Genomic DNA, 21,584 nt, shown 5'->3' with positions numbered 1-21,584 from the left:
GGAGTCTCAAGCGTCCGGAGCTGCGGCGTTCAGGCCCAGCTCACCGAGTACGCGACCGCGGGATTCATCGTCGGCGAGCACGCCTTCGATGGCTTTACGGAACGCAGGTGCGTTACCCAGCGGGCCTTTGAGGGCCACCAGCGCGTCGCGCAGTTCCATCAGTTTTTTCAGCTCAGGCACTTGCTCGACCAGACTGGCCGGGTTGAAGTCCTTCATGGAGTTGACGCGCAGTTGCACAGCCAGCTCGTCGGCCTCGCCATCTTCCTGCAGACGGTTCGGCACGCTCAGCGTCAGACCCAGCTCTTGCTTGGCCAGCACTTCGTCGAAGGTCATCTTGTCGATGCTGATCGGCTTGCGATCCTCGATCTTGCGATCGTCCTTGCGGTGGGTGTAGTCACCGATTGCCAGCAGCTTCAGCGGCAGTTCAATCTCTTCCTGAGCACCGCCGGTGGCGGGTTTGAAGGTGACGTTGATGCGTTCCTTGGGGGCTACCGAGCCTTCTTTGGCCATGGCTTTTCTCCTTGCGGTTGTGGCCCTGGGGCCTATTCGAGTACCACTTCGAGGTCGAGGTGGCACAGCCTGCGATAAATCTCTTCCTTGCGTTCACGTACGGCATGGTTCTGCGGTAACAACTCGCAGCAACTGTGCAGCAGGTGCAGCACTTCCAATGCAAGATCGGGCTCCCAGGCGTGCAGGCCTGAGTCCTGTAATGTCTGATCGAGGGTTTCGAGCTGGTTCTTGGCGAGTTCGTATTTCTTGGCCAGGAAGCACAGCCGCGCGAGGGCGAACTGCCAGAAGAAGCGTTCGCGCCCGCCGTGCGCCGATTGCAGACCCTGCTTGAGGATCTGCACGGCAGGCTTGAGGCCTTCCTTGCGCAGGATCGGCTGGACTTCCTCCAAGGCCTTTTCCCAGGCTGGCTGGGTTTCGACGTTCTCGGTCTCGACCTTGCGCGGCGCGCTGGCGCTTTGCAGGTGCGGCATGACGTTGCCGGCGATCCACGCCCGGGTGGACGGATCGGCGAACGGCGCGCCGTCATGGAAACGCAGCTCGATGATGCCGGGCAGGCGCTGAATCAAAAGCGCGAAGTGGATTTCCACTTCGCGCATGGCCAGCTCGGCGTTGAGGTTCTGGAGACATTCCCAGACCATCCTCTGGCCATCGAACCAGAACGGCGCCTTCGCCAGGCTCGCCTCCAGTTCCACCAGCAGGTCGGCATATTTGCCCTGATCGAAGCGGTCCTGATACTGCTTGAGCTTGTCGACCGGCAACCCGCGCAGCACGGTAATCTGCTCGGCGTTGCGCTCGGGCACCGCATCGATCGTCATCCACAGCAAGGTGCGGTTGAGGCGCAGCGCGCGCAGGTCGGTGGCTTTCTGCTTGAGCCACCAGGCGCACAGCGGGCGGGCGCTTTCCTGCTGGGCGCGCAGGGCTTTATGGGCTTCTTTTTCGTTGTCAATCGGCGCACCGGGAGCCAGTAACTGGCTGGCGGCCTGCTTGACCTGCGCCACCGCCGCACCCACCACGCCGGGTGCCGGCTGATTGTCAGCGGCACGCTGGATCATGGTTTTCAGGCGGCGAGAAAGCGGCAGCAGCAGCGGCGCATCATCGCCCAGGTGCTCGGTGCAGGCGGCGTCGAGACCGGACAGATGCTCGGACAACTGCCGGAACATCGGCAGCTGTTCCTTGATCGCGATGTTCTCGGTGATCACCTGCTCAAGACGCGGCACCAGCCAGCCGATGGCGGCGGCCCGGGTGCGGGGTTTGAGCGGGTGAATCTCGGCCCAGTGGTTTTCCGACAAATGGTGCAGAAAACCGAGGCCGGCCAGCAGGCCGGGGAAGGATTCACGCTGGTACAGCGACCAGGTCAGCCAGGCGCCGACACGCAAATCCTTGGATTGGGTACGCAGGAGGTTTTCGCTGTTTTCGCGAATTTTCAGCCAGTCGATCTGCCCGCTTTCGTGCATCGACGAGGCTTTGGCCAGCTCGCTTTCCAAGGCCTCGAATTCGCTCGAGAAACGAACGTCTTCGCCCGCAAAATTCTCTTTGGAAACAGAGACTTTAGCGAGTTCGAGGTAATGGGCGGAAAGTTTGCTTGAGTAGGACATCCATGGCCTTTATTAGGATTACGGTCGTGCGCCTATTGGAGTTGCAGCGGCGCGGGACAGTATCGAAGAGCAGTCGGAAGACTCATCCAATTGAGTGTTTGCTCTTTCAAGTGCGCGCATCGTAATCACTATGATGGCCACTAGCAAGCATCCGATTAAACAACAAGACGAACTGTTCATTGGGCGCTGTAGGAGATCGCCCTATATGTGACAGGGGATTCCCTGATGTCCCTTTATATTTCACTTTTAAGCCTATCCCTTCCGAAAGCATTGGGCCAGAGCGGCCGGCGCGCGGCATCGAGAACATCTGCACGCTCGTTCCATAAGTAAGCGGCGAAAGCATGACAAACCCCGAAAAAATTTGAAGTAGGACGCTTCCGAAAATACACCGCCATTTATTAACAAATGACTGGCGACAACAGACAACATTAAAAGTGCCATCAATTTGATGGCATTTATATGTTTAATAGTCCTGGATCCTTGCCTGCATAAGACTATTACGCAGGATTCCAATCATTCGCCGTCAGTTTCTCACAGCCATTTCCCACAATTTCCACGTTGTTTTACAACCCGGAAAGCTCCGACTTAAACAAGCGATCCTTCTTACATAAATCTGTTTAACGCCTTGTTAGCGTGCCGGCCAATGTTCGCGTGCGCTGACCAGGGAGGGTTTCGACATCACGCCGTCTTCCCCTCTCTGCTTAAGGACAAGCGTATGTCTGGAGCTGTCAGTTCTGCGCGCTTTACGCTGCAGATTCCCGCTGTTCGCAACGACTTCAAGGTGCTGGCCTTCGAAGGCACCGAGACCATCAGCACCCTTTATGCCATCCACGTCGAACTGGTCAGTGAAGACCCCGACTTCGATATGGAAGGCCTGCTCGGTCAGCCTGCCTTCCTGCAGTTCGGCCTGAACGGTGAAGGCATTCATGGACGCATCGACGATGTGTTGGCGGGTGAGTCGGGAAAACGCCTGACCCACTATCGCCTGATACTGGTGCCGAGCCTCCACTATTTGCAGTTCAGTCACGATCAACGGATTTACCAGGGGCAGACTGTCCCGCAGATCATCACGCAAACACTCAAGCGACACGGCATCCTCGCCGATGCGTTCACCTTCCATGTCCAGCCCCTAGCAGCACGGGATTACTGCACCCAATACGACGAAAGCGATTTCGAGTTCATTCAGCGCGTGTGTGCCGAGGACGGAATCGCCTGGCATCACCAGCACTCCGCGCAAGGCCATTTGCTGGTGTTCACCGATGACTCGGTGTTCCTCCCGACATTGCGCGCCACACCCTATCGCCGGGATAGCGGGATGGTCCCGGAATATCCAGTAGTCAGCAGGTTTTCCTTGCGCGCCGCCACCCGGACAAGCCGGGTCACGCGACGCGACTATGACCTGAGGCGACCGACGCTTTTAATCGAAAGCCGCTTCAGCGCCGAATTCACCCCGACGCTTGAGGACTACCAATACCCGTTGCCGCTGGCCAACGAAAAGCGTGGCAAGCAACTGGCCCGTCAGGCCCTGGAGCGCCATCGCGCAGACTATGAAATGGCAGAGGGTCAAAGCAACCAACCTACCTTGCGCTGCGGCCATCTGCTTGAACTGACCGAACACCCTCGCCAGAAATGCAACGATCTGTGGCTGCTGCTCGGGATCAGCCACACCGGGCGGCAGCCGCAAGTGCTCGAAGAGTCGGTTAGCAGCGAAACTCAATCGGCGGACGGTTTTACCCAAGGCTATCGCAACACCTTCCACGCCATTCCGGCCGAGGTAGTTTTCCGTCCGCCGCTTCCCGCACGCAGGCTACCACTGGTCAGCCAGACCGCCCGGGTGACCGGCCCCAAAGGCGAAGAGATCTACTGCGATGAGTTCGGTCGCGTAAAAGTCGAATTCCACTGGGACCGGACCGAATTAAACAGTGAGCGCAGCAGTTGCTGGGTGCGGGTCTCGTCGAGCTGGGCCGGGAACGGTTTCGGTGTCGTCACCCTCCCCCGCATCGGGACGGAAGTGGTGGTGACCTTCGTGGAAGGTGATCCCGACAAGCCGCTGATTACCGGCTGCGTGATCAACAAGGTCACGCCCGCGCCTTACAAACTGCCCGAGCACAAGACCCGAACCGTGCTGCGCAGTCGCAGCTCGCCTGACACCGGCGGCTACAGCGAATTTACGATTGAAGACCGCGCCGGACTGGAACTGGTCTACCTGCGTGCCCAGCGCGACATGGAGCGGCAGGTTCTCCATGACAGCCGGCTGGCGGTCGGGCGCGATCGTTGGGAAAGCATCCAGGGCAGCAGCCAGACGACGGCCGGGAAAATCATTACCGTCGAGGCGGGCCAGCAGGTGCAGATCAAGGCCGGCGCCAGCGTGGTGCTGGATGCCGGCGCCAGCATCACGCTGAAGGCGGGCGGTCACCACATCGTGATCGACAGCGGCGGGATCTTCAGCAGTACCGAGATGGTGGCGGGAGGAAAGACGTCCGCCAGCGGAGCCGCTGATCATCCAGAAGCCGCAATGGCGGGAGCCTTGGCGGCCGGACTGACGGCCTCATCCACTCAAGACCCGGAAGTCGCCGAACTCGAAGAAGAGGAGGAAGAAGTTGAACTGGAAGATGAAATGCCTGCCGGCATCACCTTGCGGATCGGCGTGTTTTTCGATGGGACGGGGAACAACAAGGCCAACAGCGAAACGGTCGCGGCTTGCTATGCGCCAGATGCCAATCTGGCGGAGGCAGCCGAAGAGATTCAGAAGCACTGCGCCGCTTATGGCTATGACGGAAATGGCAACTCACCGGATAACAGCTACGGCAATGATGTAAGCAATATCGTGCGGTTGCATGAGCTGTATACAGACCATGCCTTTGACGTATTACCAGAGAACACGAAACAGGCTTCTTTGCGCGTATACATCGAAGGCATCGGTACAACCGCTGACGGAGACGACTCACTTTACGCACAGGCAACCGGCCGAGGCGAAACGGGTGTTCTGGCTCGTGTGGAGCAGAGCCCTGAAAAAATCATGGAGCAAATTCGGTCACTGATTGATAGCAACCCCAACACGCTAATAGAAAGAATCGAATTCGATATTTTCGGTTTCAGTCGAGGCGCCGCCGCTGCACGGCACTTCGCAAACGAGGTGCTAAAAGGCAAGCGCAGCATTCTCGCAAAGGCGTTGCCAGCGGGCTCTCCGTTCTTGGTCAGTAGCTTTGACTGGGTTTCACAATCCAGTATCAGCATCAATTTCATTGGTCTGTTTGATACCGTCGCGGCAATCGCCAATCCATGGTTGCTCGACTTCACTGGCGCCAACAGCAGAAATCCGGGACTGAACTTGAAGCTGCCGGAGGGTTGCGCCAACAAAGTGGTGCACTTGGTGGCGCGTGATGAACATCGCGAGAACTTTGCCCTTAACAGCCTGGGTGAGATTGATCTGGTATTACCCGGCGCCCACTCGGATCTGGGAGGTGGTTATCTGCCCAGAGCCAGGGAGAAACTTCTGTTGAGCAGTCCGATCACCAGCACCATCAGCCAAAGCAAGGAAGCGACCCGCAGCGCAGCCTATGTCGCTGCCGAAAAGGAGGCGTTTGCCTGGTATACGAAAGGCGTCATCGAAGATGACGCTCCAGGCAATCAACTGCGGGTTGCACTCTGGGAAGCCCCTGTCATTCAACGATTGGAAAGGGGCAGATCCACATCGGATCCCCAGAAGCGGGTTTATGCTGCGGCCATGATTGAACGCCCGATACACGGTGAGTTGTCGCTGGTTTATTTACGCATCATGCGTGAGCTGGGGGTCAGACATGGTGTGCCATTTGAAGCGATTGACAAAAATGATTCAAAACTTTCGCTGCCTGAGGAACTGATCCCGATCCACACCAAACTTGAGGCTTATGCGCTTGGAAATTCATCCGTTGAGAGACTGACCATCAAAGAACGGGCTTTGTTACGCAGTCGCTATATCCATCTTTCTGCTCACTGGAACGCAGCCAAGGACTTTAACAACAGCGACATGAGCATTGTTTTCATAAACCGACCGACAAAAGACAAACAACGAGTGGTGCACCCCCATGAATAAATTCACTCGGTCCATCAAAAAAAACACGGGGTTGGTCTTTGGATTGCTGTTGGCACTTTGCAGTCAAAGCCACGCACAACCAATCACCAAACGGCCTTGGTATCTTGGCTTCGGAGCACCAGCCTACATGGAGGTCTGGATTGAAACAGCAGACGTGGTGGATATACGTGAACGTGTGTTCAAACGTGCCGGCGCCGGGATTGCCTCGGTAAACACCCCCGCCGACAACAAGGGCAAGCCTGCGGGCTGGCCAGAAAGCCCAGGTAGCGGCTCGGGGCGTCACGTCACCGGAGCCGATCTCCCCCGCCTGATCTATGTGCGTTGGCAATCCTTGGCAGAGCCTCAAACCTATGAGGCCTACATTGTGATTCCCGAATCTGCTCGGGAAATCATGCACAAACCGGAAAAGGCTTACTGCAGACTGGATGGCAAATGGATCACGGATTACCGCGACCGCGTAACTATTGGCTTGGCGCCTGGCGGCATTGCCAAGGTGTGGCTGAGGGGGCCGTGCTTGAAGCCAGTCGAAATTACCCGAGTCGAAGGAACTATCAATCCCAAAGGTCCCTATGACGGTAAATCCGGAGGTCAACATCGCCCTCTCAAAGATGCATCCAAAACCTACATCGAAAAATACGGCATCCCCTTCGGGAGCTGGTAAGGCATCACATCCCCTTCATTCAGTGGTGCGACCGTTCATTTTCGTTACGCAGTCGCTATGTCCACCTATCTGCGCACTGGAACGCAGCCAAAGATTTCAACAACAGCGACATGAGCATTGTTTTCATAAACCGACCGACAAAAGACAAACAACGAGTGGTGCACCCCCATGAATAAACCCACTCGTCCCATCAAAAAAAAAACAGGTTTCATCTTCGGATTGCTGTTGTTGCTCTGCACTCCAAGCAATGCACAGCCGATCACCAAACAGCCCTGGTATCTTGGCTTCGGTGCACCCGCCTACATGGAGGTCTGGATTGAAACGGCCGACGTGGTGGATATCCGCGAACGTGTATTCAAACGCGCCGGCGCCGGGATTGCCTCGGTGAACACCCCCGCCGACAACAAGGGCAAGCCCGCAGGATGGCCTGACAGCCCCGGCAGCGGCGCCGGACGTGACGTCACCGGTGCCGATCTTCCCCGCTTGATCTATGTGCGATGGCAATCATTGGCAGAGCCTCAAACCTACGAGGCCTACATTGTTATTCCCGAGTCCGCGCGGGAAATCATGCGCAAACCGGAAAAGGCTTTTTGCAGACTGGATGGCAAATGGATCACAGACTACCGCGACCGCATAGGTATTGGCTTGGCGCCCGGCGGCATCGCCAAGGTCTGGCTGGGAGCGCCTTGTCTCAAGTCTGTCGAGATAACTCGGGTTGAAGGGAGCATCGTCAAGCAGGGGCCGTATCAAGGGAAAAATGGAGGACGCTACGCGCTACCTCTTTCACCGGAGTCCAAAACCTACATCGAAAAATACGGCATCCCCTTCGGGAGCTGGTAAGGCATCTCACCCCCTCCAGTCACTTGCCAATCTGCAATCACTGAACAAAGGGATCCATAAGTAACGTCAGGGAGCGTTAAACCATCATGAGCGGCAGACACAATAAACGATCAATATCAGGGTTTGGATGCGCTTTGGTTGTCATGCTAACGCTCACAACCAGCACCTCTGCTCGTGCTGAGGGCTGCATCGGATTTGGATGCCTATTGAACGGTGGCCCCTTGGAGTTCTCGATGCTGACCGGGATCGGGTTGCTATTCACAACGGTTGGACCGTTCATTTCAACTTCAGACGCCAGTTCGGACGGCCCCTCGAAACATTACACCCAAGCCTTGATAGACGATGCAGCTGCGCATCTGGCGACGGAGGGCGAATACGAAAGTCCCATACTCGAGTCCGAGTGGCGTAAATACCTGAAATCTTATGGACACCAGCCAAGCAAGAACGAGTTCGCCAGAATGGTGCTGGCCACCTACGGGTAACCGGCTAGACGAATCCCATAACGATCCACCAAGACCAGCTCGGCTCGCCATCAGCCAAAAAAATGGGCATCCGACCGCAATCGGTATGCCCATTTTTCATGCAGCGCGCCCGGCTGACCGGGCGTTCGCCGCGATTATGGATTGACGCTGTCTTTCAACGATTTGCCTGGCTTGAACGCAACGGTGTTGCTGGCCTTGATCTTCACCGGTTCACCGGTTTGCGGGTTTTTGCCGGTGCGGGCACCGCGGTGGCGTTGCAGGAAGGTGCCGAAGCCCACCAGCGTGACGCTGTCCTTGCGGTGCAGGGCGCCGGTGATTTCTTCGAGAACGGCGTTGAGAACGCGGTTGGCCTGCTCTTTGGTCAGATCCGCTTTTTCAGCGATTGCAGCGGCGAGTTCTGGTTTACGCATTAGTGAAGCCCCTTTGACGGTTTTTTGTTGTTATGTCCGTGCTGTTCTCGTTGGAACAGCGCCCAAGGCGCCGCAGGCTCTACTCTGCGGCAGACGGGAGTGAGGATGGCACGCGGTTAAGGGCGGCGCCAGTCTCCCCGCGACGTTTGTGGGGGCAAAAGCGGGGTGATTCCGACAGAACGACCGGTATTTACGCCAGCAAGGCCGGAAGCTGTTTGTTCAGCGCGAGTTTTTCCATCACCGCCGCGCCGGTCAGGGCGTAACCGAGCAATTGCCCTTCGGCGTCGTGGCACAGCGCCTTGACGTCGGCGCCCTGCCCTTCGACCGTCCAGACGCCTTCGCGGCCCCGTGGCGGCGGGGAAACCACCAGCGGGCAGACCGGAGTTTTCACGGTGATCGGCATCGGTCCGTAGTTCACCACGGTCGGGTTGCCGGCCAGGGTCTGTGCCAGCGCTCGCGCACAACTCATGAGGGGCATGACGTACAGAAGATTCAGCCCGTCGACCTCGGCGCAGTCGCCCAGGGCGTAAATGTTGGCGTGAGAGGTTTGCAGATGACGGTCGACCACCACGCCGCGATTGGTCTGGATGCCGGCGGCCGCCGCCAGATCGATCCGCGGGCGCAGGCCGATGGCCGAGACCACCACATCGCACGGGACAACCTGACCGTCGGACAGGTGCGCTTCCAGTCCGTCAGCGACTTTTTGCAGGCGAGTCAGCACCGGGCCGAGGTGGAAACGCGCGCCGAGGCTTTCCAGCCCGGCCTGCACCGCAGCCGCCGCAGCGGGATGCAGCAGGGTCGGCATCACCTGTTCGCACGGTGCAACCAGTTGCACCTCGTAGCCGCCGAGAATCAGGTCGTTGGCGAACTCGCAGCCGATCAACCCCGCACCGAGCAGCAACACTCGGCGCTTGCCGGCCGCTGCTGCGCGAAAGCGTGCGTAGTCTTCGAGATCGTTGATCGGGAACACCAGATCCCCGCCATCGCCTTCGATCGGCACGCGTACGGTTTCGGCTCCCCAGGCGAGGATCAGGTCGCGATAGCTCACCGCTTCTTCGCCGATCCACAAACGCTTGTGGCCCGGATCGATGCCGCTGATGCGGGTGTGGGTGCGGATTTCGGCCTTCAACTGCTCGGCCATGGCACCCGGTTCGGCCATGCTCAGGCCGTCGGCGTCCTTGTTCTTGCCGAAGCCGGTAGACAGCATCGGCTTGGAGTAGGAGCGACCGTCATCGGCGGTAATCAGCAGCAACGGGGTTTCGCCATCGAGTTTGCGAAACTCGCGAGCCAGGTTGTAACCCGCAAGCCCGGTGCCAACGATTACGACAGGTGCGCTCATGCCCTACTCCTCAGTGTTTTCTCAGTTGATTTCGATCATTTCGAAGTCCATCTTGCCGACGCCGCAGTCCGGGCACAGCCAGTCTTCCGGCACGTCCTGCCACAGGGTGCCCGGCGCAATGCCGTCATCCGGCCAGCCGTCGGCTTCGTTGTAGATCAGGCCGCAGACCACACATTGCCACTTTTTCATTCAGGTACTTCCTCAGGGTTCAGGCTTTAGCCGGCGCGGACGGTCGATGGTGCAGCGCTGCCGTCCGGCTCAGGGCGTTTTGTACTGATCGGGCCGGGCAGATGCAAGCCTGTTCGGCGCAGCGGCGACCCGGATCAATCAAACTCGCGGCTCGCCATGGTAAGCTCGCCGCCTCATTTGCTGCCAATAATGACTCATTGTGCAACACACAAACGCTCCGCTGTGGCGCCCGCAAAGCGAACTGCCCCCCCTCCCCGACACATCCACGCTCGACTGGCTGTTCGACGAAGGCTCCCTGACCCGCCGGCTGACGCGCCTGTCCGATGACGGCTTCAGCGTGACGCCGCTGTTCGAAGGCTGGCAGACCCTGCGCGACGACGAATGCGCGGCGCTGGACCTGGCCGAAGGCAGCGAAGGCTGGGTGCGCGAGGTGTATCTGCGCGGGCATGGTGAGGCCTGGGTGTTCGCCCGCAGCGTGGCGTCGCGCAGTGCCTTGCAGGGCGACGGCTTGCACATGGATGAACTGGGCAGCCGCTCACTGGGCGAACTGCTGTTCTGCGATCACGCGTTCCAGCGGCGCGCCATTGAAGTCTGTCATTACCCTGAGCACTGGCTGCCAGAAGGTTCCCGGGCTGCCGGTCTGTGGGGACGGCGCTCGCGTTTCGACCGTGGGGCATTGAGCGTACTGGTGGCGGAGATTTTCCTGCCTACGCTGTGGGAAGCCGTCCGCGCCCGTCCGGAGAACTGCTGATGTACCAAAGCCTGCTCAAATCCCTGAATCGCTTGAACCCGCGCGCCTGGGACTTCATCCAGCTGACCCGGATGGACAAGCCGATCGGCATTTACCTGCTGCTGTGGCCGACGCTCTGGGCCCTGTGGATTGCCGGCAAAGGCTCGCCATCGCTGGCCAATATCGTGATTTTCGTCCTCGGCGTGATCCTGACCCGTGCCGGCGGCTGCGTGATCAACGACTGGGCCGACCGTAAGGTTGACGGCCACGTCAAACGCACTGCGCAGCGGCCTATTGCTGCCGGCAAGATCAGCTCGAAAGAGGCGCTGGTGTTTTTCGCGCTGCTGATGGGCGTGAGTTTCCTGCTGGTGCTGTGCACCAACGCGGCGACGATCTGGCTGTCGCTCGGCGGTCTGGCGCTGGCGTTCACCTATCCGTTCATGAAGCGCTACACCTACTATCCGCAAGTGGTATTGGGCGCGGCGTTCTCTTGGGGGATGCCGATGGCGTTCACCGCCGAAACCGGTGAGTTGCCGGCAACGGCCTGGCTGCTGTGGATCGCCAATCTGCTGTGGACGGTGGGCTACGACACTTATTACGCGATGACCGACCGCGACGATGACCTGAAGATCGGCGTGAAATCCACGGCGATCCTGTTCGGCGATGCCGACCGGGTGATCATCCTGACCTTGCAGGTACTGTCGCTGGGCTGTCTGCTGCTGGCGGGGTCGAAATTCGAGCTGGGGATCTGGTTCCACCTCGGCCTGCTGGTGGCGGCCGGGTGCTATGCCTGGGAATTCTGGTACACCCGCGACCGGGACCGGATGCGCTGCTTCAAGGCGTTTTTGCACAACCACTGGGCCGGGCTGGCGATTTTTGTCGGGATCGTGCTGGATTACGCGTTGCGCTGATCTCAAGGAGTCGCGGCCCGAGGCTATGCCTGCGGGCCGCGATCCTGCTTCACTGCCGGTGACTTACTTGTGCTCGTGAACCACGTGCCACACGTCCTTCATCTTGTCGCCGGTCATATCGCCCGGCTTGGCATCTTTCACGAACGTGTACAGCGGTTTGCCGTCGTAGGCGTACTGCATCATGCCGTCATCGCGCTTGATCACCGTCCATTTGCCTTCGGCCTTGGCACCTGCGGGAGCCATCAGCGGCGGCCAGTTCTTGGCGCAGTCGCCGTTGCACATCGACTTGCCGCCACTGTCCTTGTCGAACGTGTAAAGCGTCATGCCGTTGTGGTCGACCATCATTCCATCTTTCATCATGGCCGGCTCGGCCGCCATCGCCAGTCCAGGCAGAGTCAGGGCGGCAGCCATCAGCAAAGCCTTAAAGGAAGCAGTCATTTGAGTCATGGAAACCTTCTCTTGTGGTTGTCAGGATTCGGACTTAGAGCTTAGTTCAGGATTCGCACAATCGCCGCCGGACTAAAATACTGTCACACGACTGCAATAATTCCGTTATCTAATGCGGCGCAAGACAGTTAAATGACAAGAGGATTAAGGCATGGTTGGCAGGAGCATTCTGATCGTCGACGACGAAGCGCCCATTCGCGAAATGATCGCCGTTGCGTTGGAAATGGCCGGCTATGACTGCCTCGAGGCAGAGAACTCGCAGCAGGCCCACGCCATTATCGTCGACCGTAAACCGGACCTGATCCTGCTCGACTGGATGCTGCCCGGCACCTCTGGCATCGAGCTGGCCCGCCGCCTCAAGCGTGACGAGCTGACCGGGGACATCCCGATCATCATGCTCACCGCCAAGGGCGAAGAGGACAACAAGATTCAGGGCCTGGAAGTCGGCGCCGACGACTACATCACCAAACCGTTTTCCCCACGCGAGCTGGTGGCACGCCTCAAGGCTGTGCTGCGTCGCGCCGGCCCGACCGATGGCGAAGCGCCGATCGAAGTCGGCGGCCTGCTGCTCGACCCGATCAGCCACCGCGTGACCATCGACGGCAAACCTGCCGAGATGGGCCCGACCGAATACCGTCTGCTGCAATTTTTCATGACCCACCAGGAACGCGCCTACACCCGTGGCCAGTTGCTGGACCAGGTCTGGGGCGGCAACGTCTATGTTGAAGAGCGCACCGTCGACGTGCACATCCGGCGCCTGCGCAAGGCCCTCGGCGACGCCTACGAAAATCTGGTACAAACCGTGCGCGGCACCGGCTACCGGTTCTCCACCAAAGCCTGAGCCGAGCGCCAGCCCCGTAGACAAGGACCGCATTTTCCGTGAACCAAAACTGGCATGGCACCCTGATTCGCCACATGCTGTTGCTGGTCACCGGCTGCCTGGTGATCGGCCTGATCACCGGCTACTACGGCTGGAGTCTGGCGGCGGGACTGGGCCTGTACCTGGCCTGGACGCTCAAGCAACTGCTGCGTCTGCACGAATGGCTGCGCCTGCACCAACCCGATGAAGCACCGCCCGACGGCTATGGCCTGTGGGGCGAGGTGTTCGACAGCATCTACCACCTGCAACGCCGCGACCAACGGGTACGCGGACGCCTGCAAGCGGTGATCGACCGCGTTCAGGAGTCCACCGCTGCGCTGAAAGATGCGGTGATCATGCTCGACAGCGACGGCAACCTGGAATGGTGGAACCGCGCCGCCGAAACCCTGCTCGGCCTCAAGACCCCGCAAGACAGCGGCCAACCGGTGACCAACCTGGTCCGGCATCCGCGCTTCAAGGAGTACTTTGAGCAGGAAAGCTACGCCGAACCGCTGGAAATCCCCTCGCCGACCAACGATCGCGTACGCATCCAGCTGTACCTCACGCGGTACGGCAACAACGAGCACCTGATGCTGGTCCGCGACGTCACGCGCATCCATCAGCTGGAACAGATGCGCAAAGACTTCATTGCCAACGTCTCCCATGAGCTGCGCACCCCGCTGACGGTGATCTGCGGCTACCTGGAAACCCTGCTCGACAACGTCGAGGAAGTGAACCCGCGCTGGAGCCGCGCGCTGCAGCAGATGCAGCAACAGGGCGGACGAATGCAGACCCTGCTCAACGACTTGCTGTTGCTGGCCAAGCTGGAAGCCACCGATTACCCGTCGGACAACCAGCCGGTGCACATCGACAACTTGTTGCAGTCGATCAAGAGCGACGCCCAGCAGCTGTCAGGATCGAAGAATCAGAAAATCACCCTGGAAGCCGACACCCGCATTCTGCTCAAGGGCAGCGAGGCGGAACTGCGTAGTGCGTTTTCCAACCTGGTGTTCAACGCGGTCAAATACACCCCGGCCGAAGGCAATATCCGCATTCGCTGGTGGGGCGACGATCAAGGCGCACACCTCAGCGTGCAGGATTCCGGGATCGGCATCGACAGCAAACACCTGCCGCGCCTGACCGAACGCTTCTACCGCGTCGACTCCAGCCGCAACTCCAACACCGGCGGCACGGGCCTGGGTCTGGCCATCGTCAAACACGTATTGCTGCGCCATCGCGCACGGATGGAGATCAGCAGCGTGCCCGGTCACGGCAGCACCTTCACCTGCCATTTCGCCCCGGCGCAGGTCGCTCAGGCACGGGTCATCAGCGCCGCTGAGTAATGCCGGACTAGGCAATCGCCAGGTCAGCCGCTACATTGGCTAACTTGCGCCTGCCTTTCAGGTGCGGATTTTTCTTTCTTTCGAATCACACGGAACCCGCAAAACTCCATCATGGACCCTTCCCCTGGCTTGTCCCTCGCAACCATATTCGCCGATTTCGGCATGATTCTTTTCGCTCTGATCCTGGTTCTGCTCAACGGCTTCTTCGTTGCGGCGGAGTTCGCCATGGTCAAACTGCGCTCGACCCGGGTCGAAGCCATCGCTGAGCAGCACGGCTGGCGCGGGCACATCCTGCGCACGGTACACAGTCAGCTCGATGCGTACCTCTCGGCTTGCCAGCTCGGTATCACCCTCGCCTCCCTGGGCCTGGGCTGGGTCGGCGAGCCGGCGTTCGCACACATTCTCGAACCGCTGCTGAGCGCGGTTGGCGTGCAATCGGCCGAAGTCGTCAAAGGCATCTCGTTCTTCACCGCGTTCTTCATCATCTCCTACCTGCACATTGTGGTCGGCGAACTCGCACCCAAATCCTGGGCGATCCGCAAACCCGAGCTGCTGTCGCTGTGGACGGCGGTGCCGCTGTACCTGTTCTACTGGGCCATGTACCCGGCGATCTACCTGCTCAACGCCAGCGCCAACACCATCCTGCGCATCGCAGGACAAGGCGAACCCGGCCCGCATCACGAGCACCATTACAGCCGTGAAGAACTGAAACTGATCCTGCACTCCAGCCGTGGCCAGGACCCGAGCGACCAGGGCATGCGCGTGCTGGCCTCGGCGGTGGAAATGGGCGAGCTGGAAGTGGTCGACTGGGCCAACTCCCGGGAAGACCTGATCACCCTCGAATTCAACGCCCCGCTGAAAGAGATCCTGGCGATGTTCCGTCGCCACAAGTTCAGCCGTTATCCGGTGTACGACAGCGAGCGCAAAGAATTCGTCGGCCTGCTGCATATCAAAGACCTGCTGCTGGAACTGGCGGCGCTGGATCACATTCCCGAGTCGTTCAACCTCGCCGAACTGACCCGCCCGCTGGAGCGCGTTTCCCGGCACATGCCGCTGTCGCAGCTGCTGGAGCAGTTCCGCAAGGGCGGCTCGCACTTCGCTGTGGTTGAAGAAGCCGACGGCAACATCATCGGCTACCTGACCATGGAAGACGTGCTGGAAGTGCTGGTCGGCGATATCCAGGACGAACACCGCAAAGCCGAGCGCGGCATCCTCGCCTACCAGCCGGGCAAACTGTTGGTACGGGGCGATACGCCGTTGTTCAAGGTCGAGCGCCTGCTGGGGATCGACCTCGATCACATCGAAGCCGAAACCCTCGCCGGGCTGATCTACGAAACCCTGAAACGGGTGCCGGAAGAGGAAGAAGTGCTGGAAGTCGAAGGCCTGCGGATCATCATCAAGAAAATGAAAGGTCCGAAGATCATTCTGGCCAAGGTGCTGATGCTCGACTGACGGGGTTTACTGCTTGCCCAACGCAAAGTTGGGCAACGCCCCCAGCGGCTGGTTGAACTGATACGGAATCGACACCAGCCCCATTCCGGTATTGCGCTGCACCACAAAGTGCAGGTGCGGGCCGCTGCTGTTGCCGGTGTTGCCGGACAGCGCCAGCGGACTGCCCACCGTCACCCGCTGCCCCTCGCGCACACTCACCGACCCTTGCTTGAGATGCAGGTACACGCCCATCGTGCCGTCGTCGTGCAGGATCCGCACGAAGTTGCCGGACGGATCGGTGCCGCGCCCGTTCTGGGAATTTTCGGTCCTCACCACCACTCCGGCGCGCGCCGCAATGATCGGCGTACCGACCGGCATGGCGATGTCCATCGCGTATTTGTTCTTCGGCCCGAAGTGGCTGTAATCGCCATTGGCGCCCTGGCTGAGACGGAACGGACCGCCTCGCCACGGAAACGGATAGCGATAGCCCTGAGCCGCGCCAGCAGGGTCACCGAGGGAATACTGGAACATCGGCGTGTACACCAGCGGCTTGCCACCGGACACCGCCGTCAGCAACGCCAGCCGCGTATTGCTGCGCGCCGGCAGCACCCGACGGATCGTTTGAGCGGGAGCGCCGCGCACGTTGCTCATCCCGGTAAACGCCAGTGCAACCTCGACTGGCGCGTACAGGTCGTTGCGCACGAACACCACGTCCGCGCCCTTCTGCTTCTTGATGTCGAGATAGACCTGGCGCTCAAGGCGCTCGACCATCCGGTCCTGAAACACGAACACCTGGGAGCCTTTGCTCGGACGGTCGCTGTACGAAACCACTCCGTTGGCATCGGTGGATTTGTAGATCGTCATGGCCACAGTCGAGGTGGAGGCCATGAACAGACCACAGAAAAACAGCAGGCGCAGGGGCATGGGCGAAAGTTCTGTCGAGTAAGGCCTGGGAATGAGCCTAGCAGCTGAAGCAGACCAGGCTAGTCGACAGATGTTTCAAATTGGCAGGTGCAGGAGATGATCGTCCCCACGCTCTGCGTGGGGATGCAGCCCGGGACGCTCTGCGTCCCATGCGTGAGGACGCAGAGCGTCCCTTGAGGCATTCCCACGCGGAGCGTGGGAACGATCAATGTCAGGCGACGAAGATTATGCGCCCGGAACGAAGTGCTTCTGCGCCGTACCGCGAGCAATCAGGCGGGAGATGTAGTCGAGCTTCTGCGCGTCCTGGTCGACGAAGCGGAAGGTCAGTTGCAGCCAGTCGCTGTCGGGTTTCGGCTCGTGGGCAACGACGGCGTGCAGGTAGCCGTTGAGGCGGGCGATTTCGGCGTTGTCGCCCTGCTCCAGATCGAGCACGGCGCTATCGAGGATCTGCGGCAGGGTGTCGGTGCGTTTCACCACCAGCAGCGCTTCCTTGATGCTCAGGGCCTTGATCACGCATTGCTGGGTGCCGCTTGGCAGGCGCAGTTGACCCTGACCGCGACCGCCGGCCGGAGCGCTGGAGGCTGCCGGGGCTTTCACGGGCGGGCTGTTGAGCAGGCCACGCTGTGGCGCGGCGGCAGGTGCCGGGGCCGCAGCGGCAGGCTTGGCAAACGGATTCACTGCCGCAGCCGTCGCTGCGGAACCAACCACGGCAGCCTTGCCGCCGGTCAACGCGCTCAGAGAGTCGTTGCCGAACGCCGAGTTCATCTTGGTCGGGGCGCTGTTCATCAGAGTGTCGAGCTTGCCGACCTTGTTCAGGGCCTGCTTGACCTTGGTCAGCAGTTGCTCGTTGGTGAACGGCTTGCTGACGTAACCGGTAACACCGGCCTGGATCGCCTGCACGACGTTTTCCTTGTCGCCCCGGCTGGTGACCATGATGAACGGCATGGTCTTGAGGTTGTCCTGCTCACGGCACCAGGTCAGCAGTTCGAGGCCGGACATTTCCGGCATTTCCCAGTCGCACAGCACCAGGTCGAACGCTTCCTTGGCCAGCATGGCCTGGGCCTTCTTGCCGTTGATGGCGTCCTCGGTGCGGATCCCCGGGAAGTAATTACGCAGGCACTTTTTCACCAGGTCACGAATGAACGATGCATCGTCCACGACCAACACACTGATCTTGCTCATCCAACACCCCTATTAAAATCCCGGCAAGCATAACGCTGGCTGATGGCACATTGCCAAAACTCTTCAGTCACGCCGGGACTTTTCGTTCGCGGGTGCTGCTTTTTAATTCGGTTCTGCCCATGAAAAGCAGAAACAAAAACGCCCGGCCAAAGGGCCGGGCGCTTTTCTCAGGCAATCTTACTTATCGTCAGCATCGCCCGGAACATTAGCGGTTTCGCCACTTGTCCCTTCAACTTCTTCCTTCATGCGCTTGAGGCCCATGTGGCGCACATCGGTGCCGCGCACCAGGTAAATCACAAGCTCCGAGATGTTGCGCGCGTGGTCGCCGATCCGCTCCAGCGAACGCAGCACCCAGATAATGCTCAAGACCCGCGAGATAGAGCGCGGGTCTTCCATCATGTAGGTCGCCAGCTCGCGCAGGGCGGTCTTGTATTCGCGGTCGATGATCTTGTCGTATTGGGCCACCGACAGCGCCAGATCGGCGTCGAAGCGGGCAAAGGCGTCCAGCGCATCACGCACCATGTTGCGCACCTGGTCGCCGATGTGGCGAACCTCGACGTAACCACGCGGCGCTTCACCTTCTTCGCACAGCTGAATCGCACGCCGGGCGATCTTGGTCGCTTCGTCGCCGATGCGCTCAAGGTCGATCACCGACTTGGAGATGCTGATGATCAGACGCAGGTCGGAGGCCGCCGGCTGACGACGGGCCAGAATGCGCAGGCATTCTTCGTCGATGTTGCGTTCCATCTGGTTGATCTGGTCGTCGATCTCGCGCACTTGCTGGGCCAAGCCCGAGTCGGCCTCGATCAGCGCGGTGACCGCGTCGTTGACCTGCTTCTCGACCAGCCCGCCCATGGCCAGCAGGTGGCTGCGCACTTCTTCCAGTTCGGCGTTGAACTGCGCGGAAATGTGATGAGTGAGGCCTTCTTTGGAAATCATGCGTTCGCTCCGAAAAAGCGTTTAACCAAGAGCTGCAAGCTACGAGCTGCAAGCTGTTATGTGGTGTTCCCTGCCGCATCGCTTCTAACTTGCCGCTTGAAGCTTGCCGCTTGCAGCTGTACGGCTAGCCGTATCGCCCTGTGATGTAGTCTTCGGTCTGCTTCTTGGCCGGATTGGTGAACAGGGTATCGGTGTCGCCGAATTCCACCAGTTTGCCCATGTACATGAACGCCGTGTAGTCGGACACCCGCGCCGCCTGCTGCATGTTGTGGGTCACGATGACGATGGTGAACTTGGATTTGAGTTCGTAGATCAGCTCTTCGACTTTCAGGGTCGAGATCGGGTCGAGGGCCGAGCACGGTTCGTCGAGCAGCAGCACTTCCGGTTCCACGGCGATGGTACGGGCGATCACCAGACGCTGTTGCTGACCACCGGACAGTCCGAGGGCCGAGTCATGCAGACGGTCTTTGACTTCGTCCCAAAGTGCCGCGCCTTTCAGTGCCCACTCGACGGCTTCGTCGAGGATGCGTTTCTTGTTGATGCCCTGGATGCGCAGGCCGTAGACCACGTTCTCGTAGATGGTCTTCGGGAACGGGTTAGGCTTCTGGAACACCATGCCGACCCGGCGACGCAGCTCGGCCACGTCTTCGCCCTTGCGGTAGATGTTGTTGCCATACAGGTTGATCGCGCCTTCGACGCGGCAGCCGTCCACCAGGTCGTTCATGCGGTTGAAGGTGCGCAGCAGCGTGGACTTGCCGCAGCCGGACGGGCCGATGAAGGCGGTCACGCGCTGTTTCGGAATGTTCATGCTGACATCGAACAGCGCCTGTTTCTCGCCGTAGTAAAGGCTCAGGCCCGGCACTTCGATGGCCACGGTTTCCTGCTCGAGGTTCAGGCTCTGCTTGTCGCGGCCCAGGGCAGACATGTTGATGCCGTGGGTATGTGTTTCGTGCTGCATGGGAGATCCCCTGTGCTAACAAATTCGGTTCGGTTGGCTGCCGGTATTTAGGCCGACAGCCCTTCAATTCTTGTGACGGCGATCAGCTGTCCAGCGCCTTGTACTTCTCGCGCAGGTGGTTACGGATGTACACCGCCGACAGGTTCAGGGTGGCGATCACCAGTACCAGCAACAGCGCCGTGGCGTATACCAGCGGCCGCGCGGCCTCGACGTTCGGGCTCTGGAAGCCGACGTCGTAGATGTGGAAGCCCAGGTGCATGATCTTCTGATCCAGGTGCAGGTACGGGTAGTTGCCGTCCACCGGCAGCGACGGCGCCAGTTTCACCACACCCACCAGCATCAGCGGCGCCACTTCACCGGCGGCGCGAGCCACGGCGAGGATCATGCCGGTCATCATGGCCGGGCTGGCCATCGGCAGAACGATCTTCCACAGGGTTTCAGCCTTGGTCGCGCCCAGAGCCAGCGAGCCCTCACGCACGGTGCGAGGAATCCGCGCCAGACCTTCTTCGGTGGCCACGATCACCACCGGCACCGCCAGCAGCGCCAGAGTCAACGAAGCCCAGAGCAAACCCGGCGTACCGAAGGTCGGTGCCGGCAGCGCTTCCGGGAAGAACAGACGGTCGAGCGAACCACCCAGCACGTAGACGAAGAAGCCCAGACCAAATACGCCGTAAACAATGGCCGGAACACCCGCCAGGTTGTTCACCGCGATCCGGATCACCCGGGTCAGGGTGTTCTGCTTGGCGTATTCACGCAGGTACACCGCCGCCAGCACGCCGAACGGGGTCACGATCATCGCCATGATCAGGGTCATCATCACGGTGCCGAAGATCGCCGGGAAAATCCCGCCTTCGGTGTTCGCTTCACGCGGGTCGTCGGACAGGAATTCCCAGACCTTGCTGAAGTAGAAACCGATCTTGGTGAACGTCCCCATCGCGTTCGGCTGGTAGGCGTGAACCACTTTGCCCAGGCCGATTTCGATTTCCTTGCCGTTCGCATCACGAGCGGTCAAGGCGTCACGGTTGAACTGCGCGTGCAGATCGGCCAGACGGGCTTCGATGTCCTGATAGCGGGCGTTCAGCTCGGCGCGCTCGGATTCCATGTCCGCTTGCGCGGTGGCGTCGAGTTTGCCTTCCAGCTCCAGCTTGCGACCGTGCAGACGGATGCGCTCGAGGCCGGCGTTGATCGCACCGATATCGACTTTTTCCAGAGTCTTGAGCTGGGCGGCAAGTTTGTTCACGCGATCGATCCGCGCTTGCAGCTCAGGCCAGGCGGCTTCGCCTTCGGCGATCACCTTGCCGTCCTGTTTGACGTTGACCAGGTAGCCGTAGAAGTTGCCCCACTCACGACGCTCCAGCGCCATCAGTTCCACCGGCGTGGTCTGGTTGGTCAGCCACTCGCCGACGATCCAGGTGAAGTCGTTGCCATTCAGGTCACGGTTACCGACCTTGATCAGCTCGCGGGTCATGAATTCCGGACCTTCGTCCGGCACCGGCAGGCCGGCGCTCTTCAGACGGGCGCGCGGCACTTCTTCTTTCTGCACCACTTCGCCCACGACCAGATGCTGGCCCTGGCCCGGTACGTCATAGCTGGCGTGGATCAGATCCGCCGGCCAGAAGTGACCCAGACCGCGCACGGCGATCACCGCCAGCAGGCCAATGGTCATGATGACCGCGATGGACACCGCGCCGCCGCTGATCCAGACGCCGGGGGCGCCGCTCTTGAACCATCCTTTCAGGGAGTTCTGTTTCACAGACTT

Annotated in this window: 20 protein-coding genes; 9 read left to right on the top strand and 11 right to left on the bottom strand. The window is 60.0% G+C overall.

What is annotated here, in order from left to right; all coding sequences use genetic code 11:
• Window positions 1-6 precede the first annotated feature (6 nt).
• Window positions 7-510, bottom strand: coding sequence for a type VI secretion system contractile sheath small subunit (gene tssB, locus GQX66_RS22305; RefSeq protein WP_003229587.1), 504 nt, complete (start codon window positions 508-510; stop codon window positions 7-9).
• A gap of 32 nt (window positions 511-542) precedes the next feature.
• Window positions 543-2,105, bottom strand: coding sequence for a type VI secretion system protein TssA (gene tssA, locus GQX66_RS22300; RefSeq protein WP_102688427.1), 1,563 nt, complete (start codon window positions 2,103-2,105; stop codon window positions 543-545).
• 715 nt (window positions 2,106-2,820) lie between these two features.
• On the opposite strand from tssA, the gene tssI reads away from it, so the two are divergent.
• The 4 genes from tssI (at window position 2,821) to GQX66_RS22280 (ending at window position 8,163) form a co-directional block, all read left to right on the top strand.
• A complete protein-coding gene (gene tssI / locus GQX66_RS22295; protein ID WP_240871486.1) occupies window positions 2,821-6,180 on the top strand; it encodes a type VI secretion system tip protein TssI/VgrG in 3,360 nt (1,119 codons plus the stop codon).
• Complete coding sequence (locus GQX66_RS22290) at window positions 6,173-6,841, top strand: DUF2931 family protein (protein WP_129972434.1); 669 nt, start codon at window positions 6,173-6,175, stop codon at window positions 6,839-6,841. The genes tssI and GQX66_RS22290 overlap by 8 nt, the downstream gene beginning before the upstream one ends.
• Before the next feature lie 168 nt (window positions 6,842-7,009).
• Window positions 7,010-7,681, top strand: a complete 672-nt coding sequence (locus GQX66_RS22285; protein WP_129972435.1) for a DUF2931 family protein — start codon at window positions 7,010-7,012, stop codon at window positions 7,679-7,681.
• A 233-nt stretch (window positions 7,682-7,914) separates the two neighbouring features.
• A complete protein-coding gene (locus GQX66_RS22280) occupies window positions 7,915-8,163 on the top strand; it encodes a hypothetical protein (protein WP_236187597.1) in 249 nt (82 codons plus the stop codon).
• A 134-nt stretch (window positions 8,164-8,297) separates the two neighbouring features.
• Here GQX66_RS22280 and GQX66_RS22275 read toward each other — a convergent pair whose 3' ends face one another.
• The 3 genes from GQX66_RS22275 to GQX66_RS22265 all read right to left on the bottom strand — a co-directional run bounded on the left by GQX66_RS22275 (window position 8,298) and on the right by GQX66_RS22265 (window position 10,101).
• Window positions 8,298-8,573 (bottom strand): HU family DNA-binding protein, encoded by a 276-nt coding sequence (locus tag GQX66_RS22275; RefSeq protein WP_003213368.1) that lies wholly within the window; start codon window positions 8,571-8,573, stop codon window positions 8,298-8,300.
• 190 nt (window positions 8,574-8,763) lie between these two features.
• Window positions 8,764-9,912 (bottom strand): FAD-dependent oxidoreductase, encoded by a 1,149-nt coding sequence (locus tag GQX66_RS22270; protein ID WP_129972436.1) that lies wholly within the window; start codon window positions 9,910-9,912, stop codon window positions 8,764-8,766.
• A 21-nt stretch (window positions 9,913-9,933) separates the two neighbouring features.
• Window positions 9,934-10,101 carry a rubredoxin gene (locus GQX66_RS22265; RefSeq protein WP_007954349.1) on the bottom strand — a complete coding sequence of 56 codons (168 nt, stop codon included), beginning with the start codon at window positions 10,099-10,101 and terminating at the stop codon, window positions 9,934-9,936.
• A gap of 199 nt (window positions 10,102-10,300) precedes the next feature.
• Here GQX66_RS22265 and GQX66_RS22260 point away from each other — a divergent pair, with 199 nt between their 5' ends.
• Both GQX66_RS22260 and ubiA read left to right on the top strand, forming a co-directional pair.
• Entirely contained in the window at window positions 10,301-10,852 is a 552-nt protein-coding gene (locus GQX66_RS22260) for a chorismate lyase (RefSeq protein ID WP_240871483.1), read from the top strand.
• Window positions 10,852-11,742, top strand: a complete 891-nt coding sequence (gene ubiA / locus GQX66_RS22255; RefSeq protein WP_240871479.1) for a 4-hydroxybenzoate octaprenyltransferase — start codon at window positions 10,852-10,854, stop codon at window positions 11,740-11,742. The genes GQX66_RS22260 and ubiA overlap by 1 nt, the downstream gene beginning before the upstream one ends.
• A gap of 63 nt (window positions 11,743-11,805) precedes the next feature.
• Here ubiA and GQX66_RS22250 read toward each other — a convergent pair whose 3' ends face one another.
• Complete coding sequence (locus tag GQX66_RS22250) at window positions 11,806-12,189, bottom strand: hypothetical protein (RefSeq protein ID WP_240871477.1); 384 nt, start codon at window positions 12,187-12,189, stop codon at window positions 11,806-11,808.
• Between the two features lie 151 nt (window positions 12,190-12,340).
• Here GQX66_RS22250 and phoB point away from each other — a divergent pair, with 151 nt between their 5' ends.
• The 3 genes from phoB (at window position 12,341) to GQX66_RS22235 (ending at window position 15,843) form a co-directional block, all read left to right on the top strand.
• Window positions 12,341-13,030 (top strand): phosphate regulon transcriptional regulator PhoB, encoded by a 690-nt coding sequence (phoB, locus tag GQX66_RS22245; RefSeq protein ID WP_007896474.1) that lies wholly within the window; start codon window positions 12,341-12,343, stop codon window positions 13,028-13,030.
• Window positions 13,031-13,104: 74 nt separating this feature from the next.
• Window positions 13,105-14,391 carry a phosphate regulon sensor histidine kinase PhoR gene (gene phoR, locus GQX66_RS22240; RefSeq protein ID WP_240871512.1) on the top strand — a complete coding sequence of 429 codons (1,287 nt, stop codon included), beginning with the start codon at window positions 13,105-13,107 and terminating at the stop codon, window positions 14,389-14,391.
• A gap of 111 nt (window positions 14,392-14,502) precedes the next feature.
• The gene (locus GQX66_RS22235; RefSeq protein WP_007954342.1) at window positions 14,503-15,843 is read left to right on the top strand and encodes a hemolysin family protein; all 1,341 of its coding nucleotides are present in this window, start codon (window positions 14,503-14,505) and stop codon (window positions 15,841-15,843) included.
• Between the two features lie 6 nt (window positions 15,844-15,849).
• Here the strand turns inward: GQX66_RS22235 and GQX66_RS22230 are convergent, their stop codons facing one another.
• The 5 genes from GQX66_RS22230 to pstA all read right to left on the bottom strand — a co-directional run bounded on the left by GQX66_RS22230 (window position 15,850) and on the right by pstA (window position 21,578).
• Complete coding sequence (locus GQX66_RS22230; protein ID WP_240871470.1) at window positions 15,850-16,746, bottom strand: M23 family metallopeptidase; 897 nt, start codon at window positions 16,744-16,746, stop codon at window positions 15,850-15,852.
• 225 nt (window positions 16,747-16,971) lie between these two features.
• Window positions 16,972-17,928 (bottom strand): response regulator, encoded by a 957-nt coding sequence (locus GQX66_RS22225; RefSeq protein WP_240871467.1) that lies wholly within the window; start codon window positions 17,926-17,928, stop codon window positions 16,972-16,974.
• A gap of 177 nt (window positions 17,929-18,105) precedes the next feature.
• A complete protein-coding gene (gene phoU / locus GQX66_RS22220; protein WP_007954334.1) occupies window positions 18,106-18,867 on the bottom strand; it encodes a phosphate signaling complex protein PhoU in 762 nt (253 codons plus the stop codon).
• Between the two features lie 124 nt (window positions 18,868-18,991).
• The gene (pstB, locus tag GQX66_RS22215; RefSeq protein WP_007954333.1) at window positions 18,992-19,825 is read right to left on the bottom strand and encodes a phosphate ABC transporter ATP-binding protein PstB; all 834 of its coding nucleotides are present in this window, start codon (window positions 19,823-19,825) and stop codon (window positions 18,992-18,994) included.
• A gap of 82 nt (window positions 19,826-19,907) precedes the next feature.
• Window positions 19,908-21,578 carry a phosphate ABC transporter permease PstA gene (pstA, locus tag GQX66_RS22210; protein ID WP_085747944.1) on the bottom strand — a complete coding sequence of 557 codons (1,671 nt, stop codon included), beginning with the start codon at window positions 21,576-21,578 and terminating at the stop codon, window positions 19,908-19,910.
• Window positions 21,579-21,584 lie beyond the last annotated feature (6 nt).

Source organism: Pseudomonas sp. B707 (assembly GCF_022496685.1).
Taxonomy (GTDB): Bacteria; Pseudomonadota; Gammaproteobacteria; order Pseudomonadales; family Pseudomonadaceae; genus Aquipseudomonas; species Aquipseudomonas paraglycinae.
Note: the sequence above shows the minus strand (reverse complement) of the source record. Positions and strands in the feature narration are given on the sequence as shown.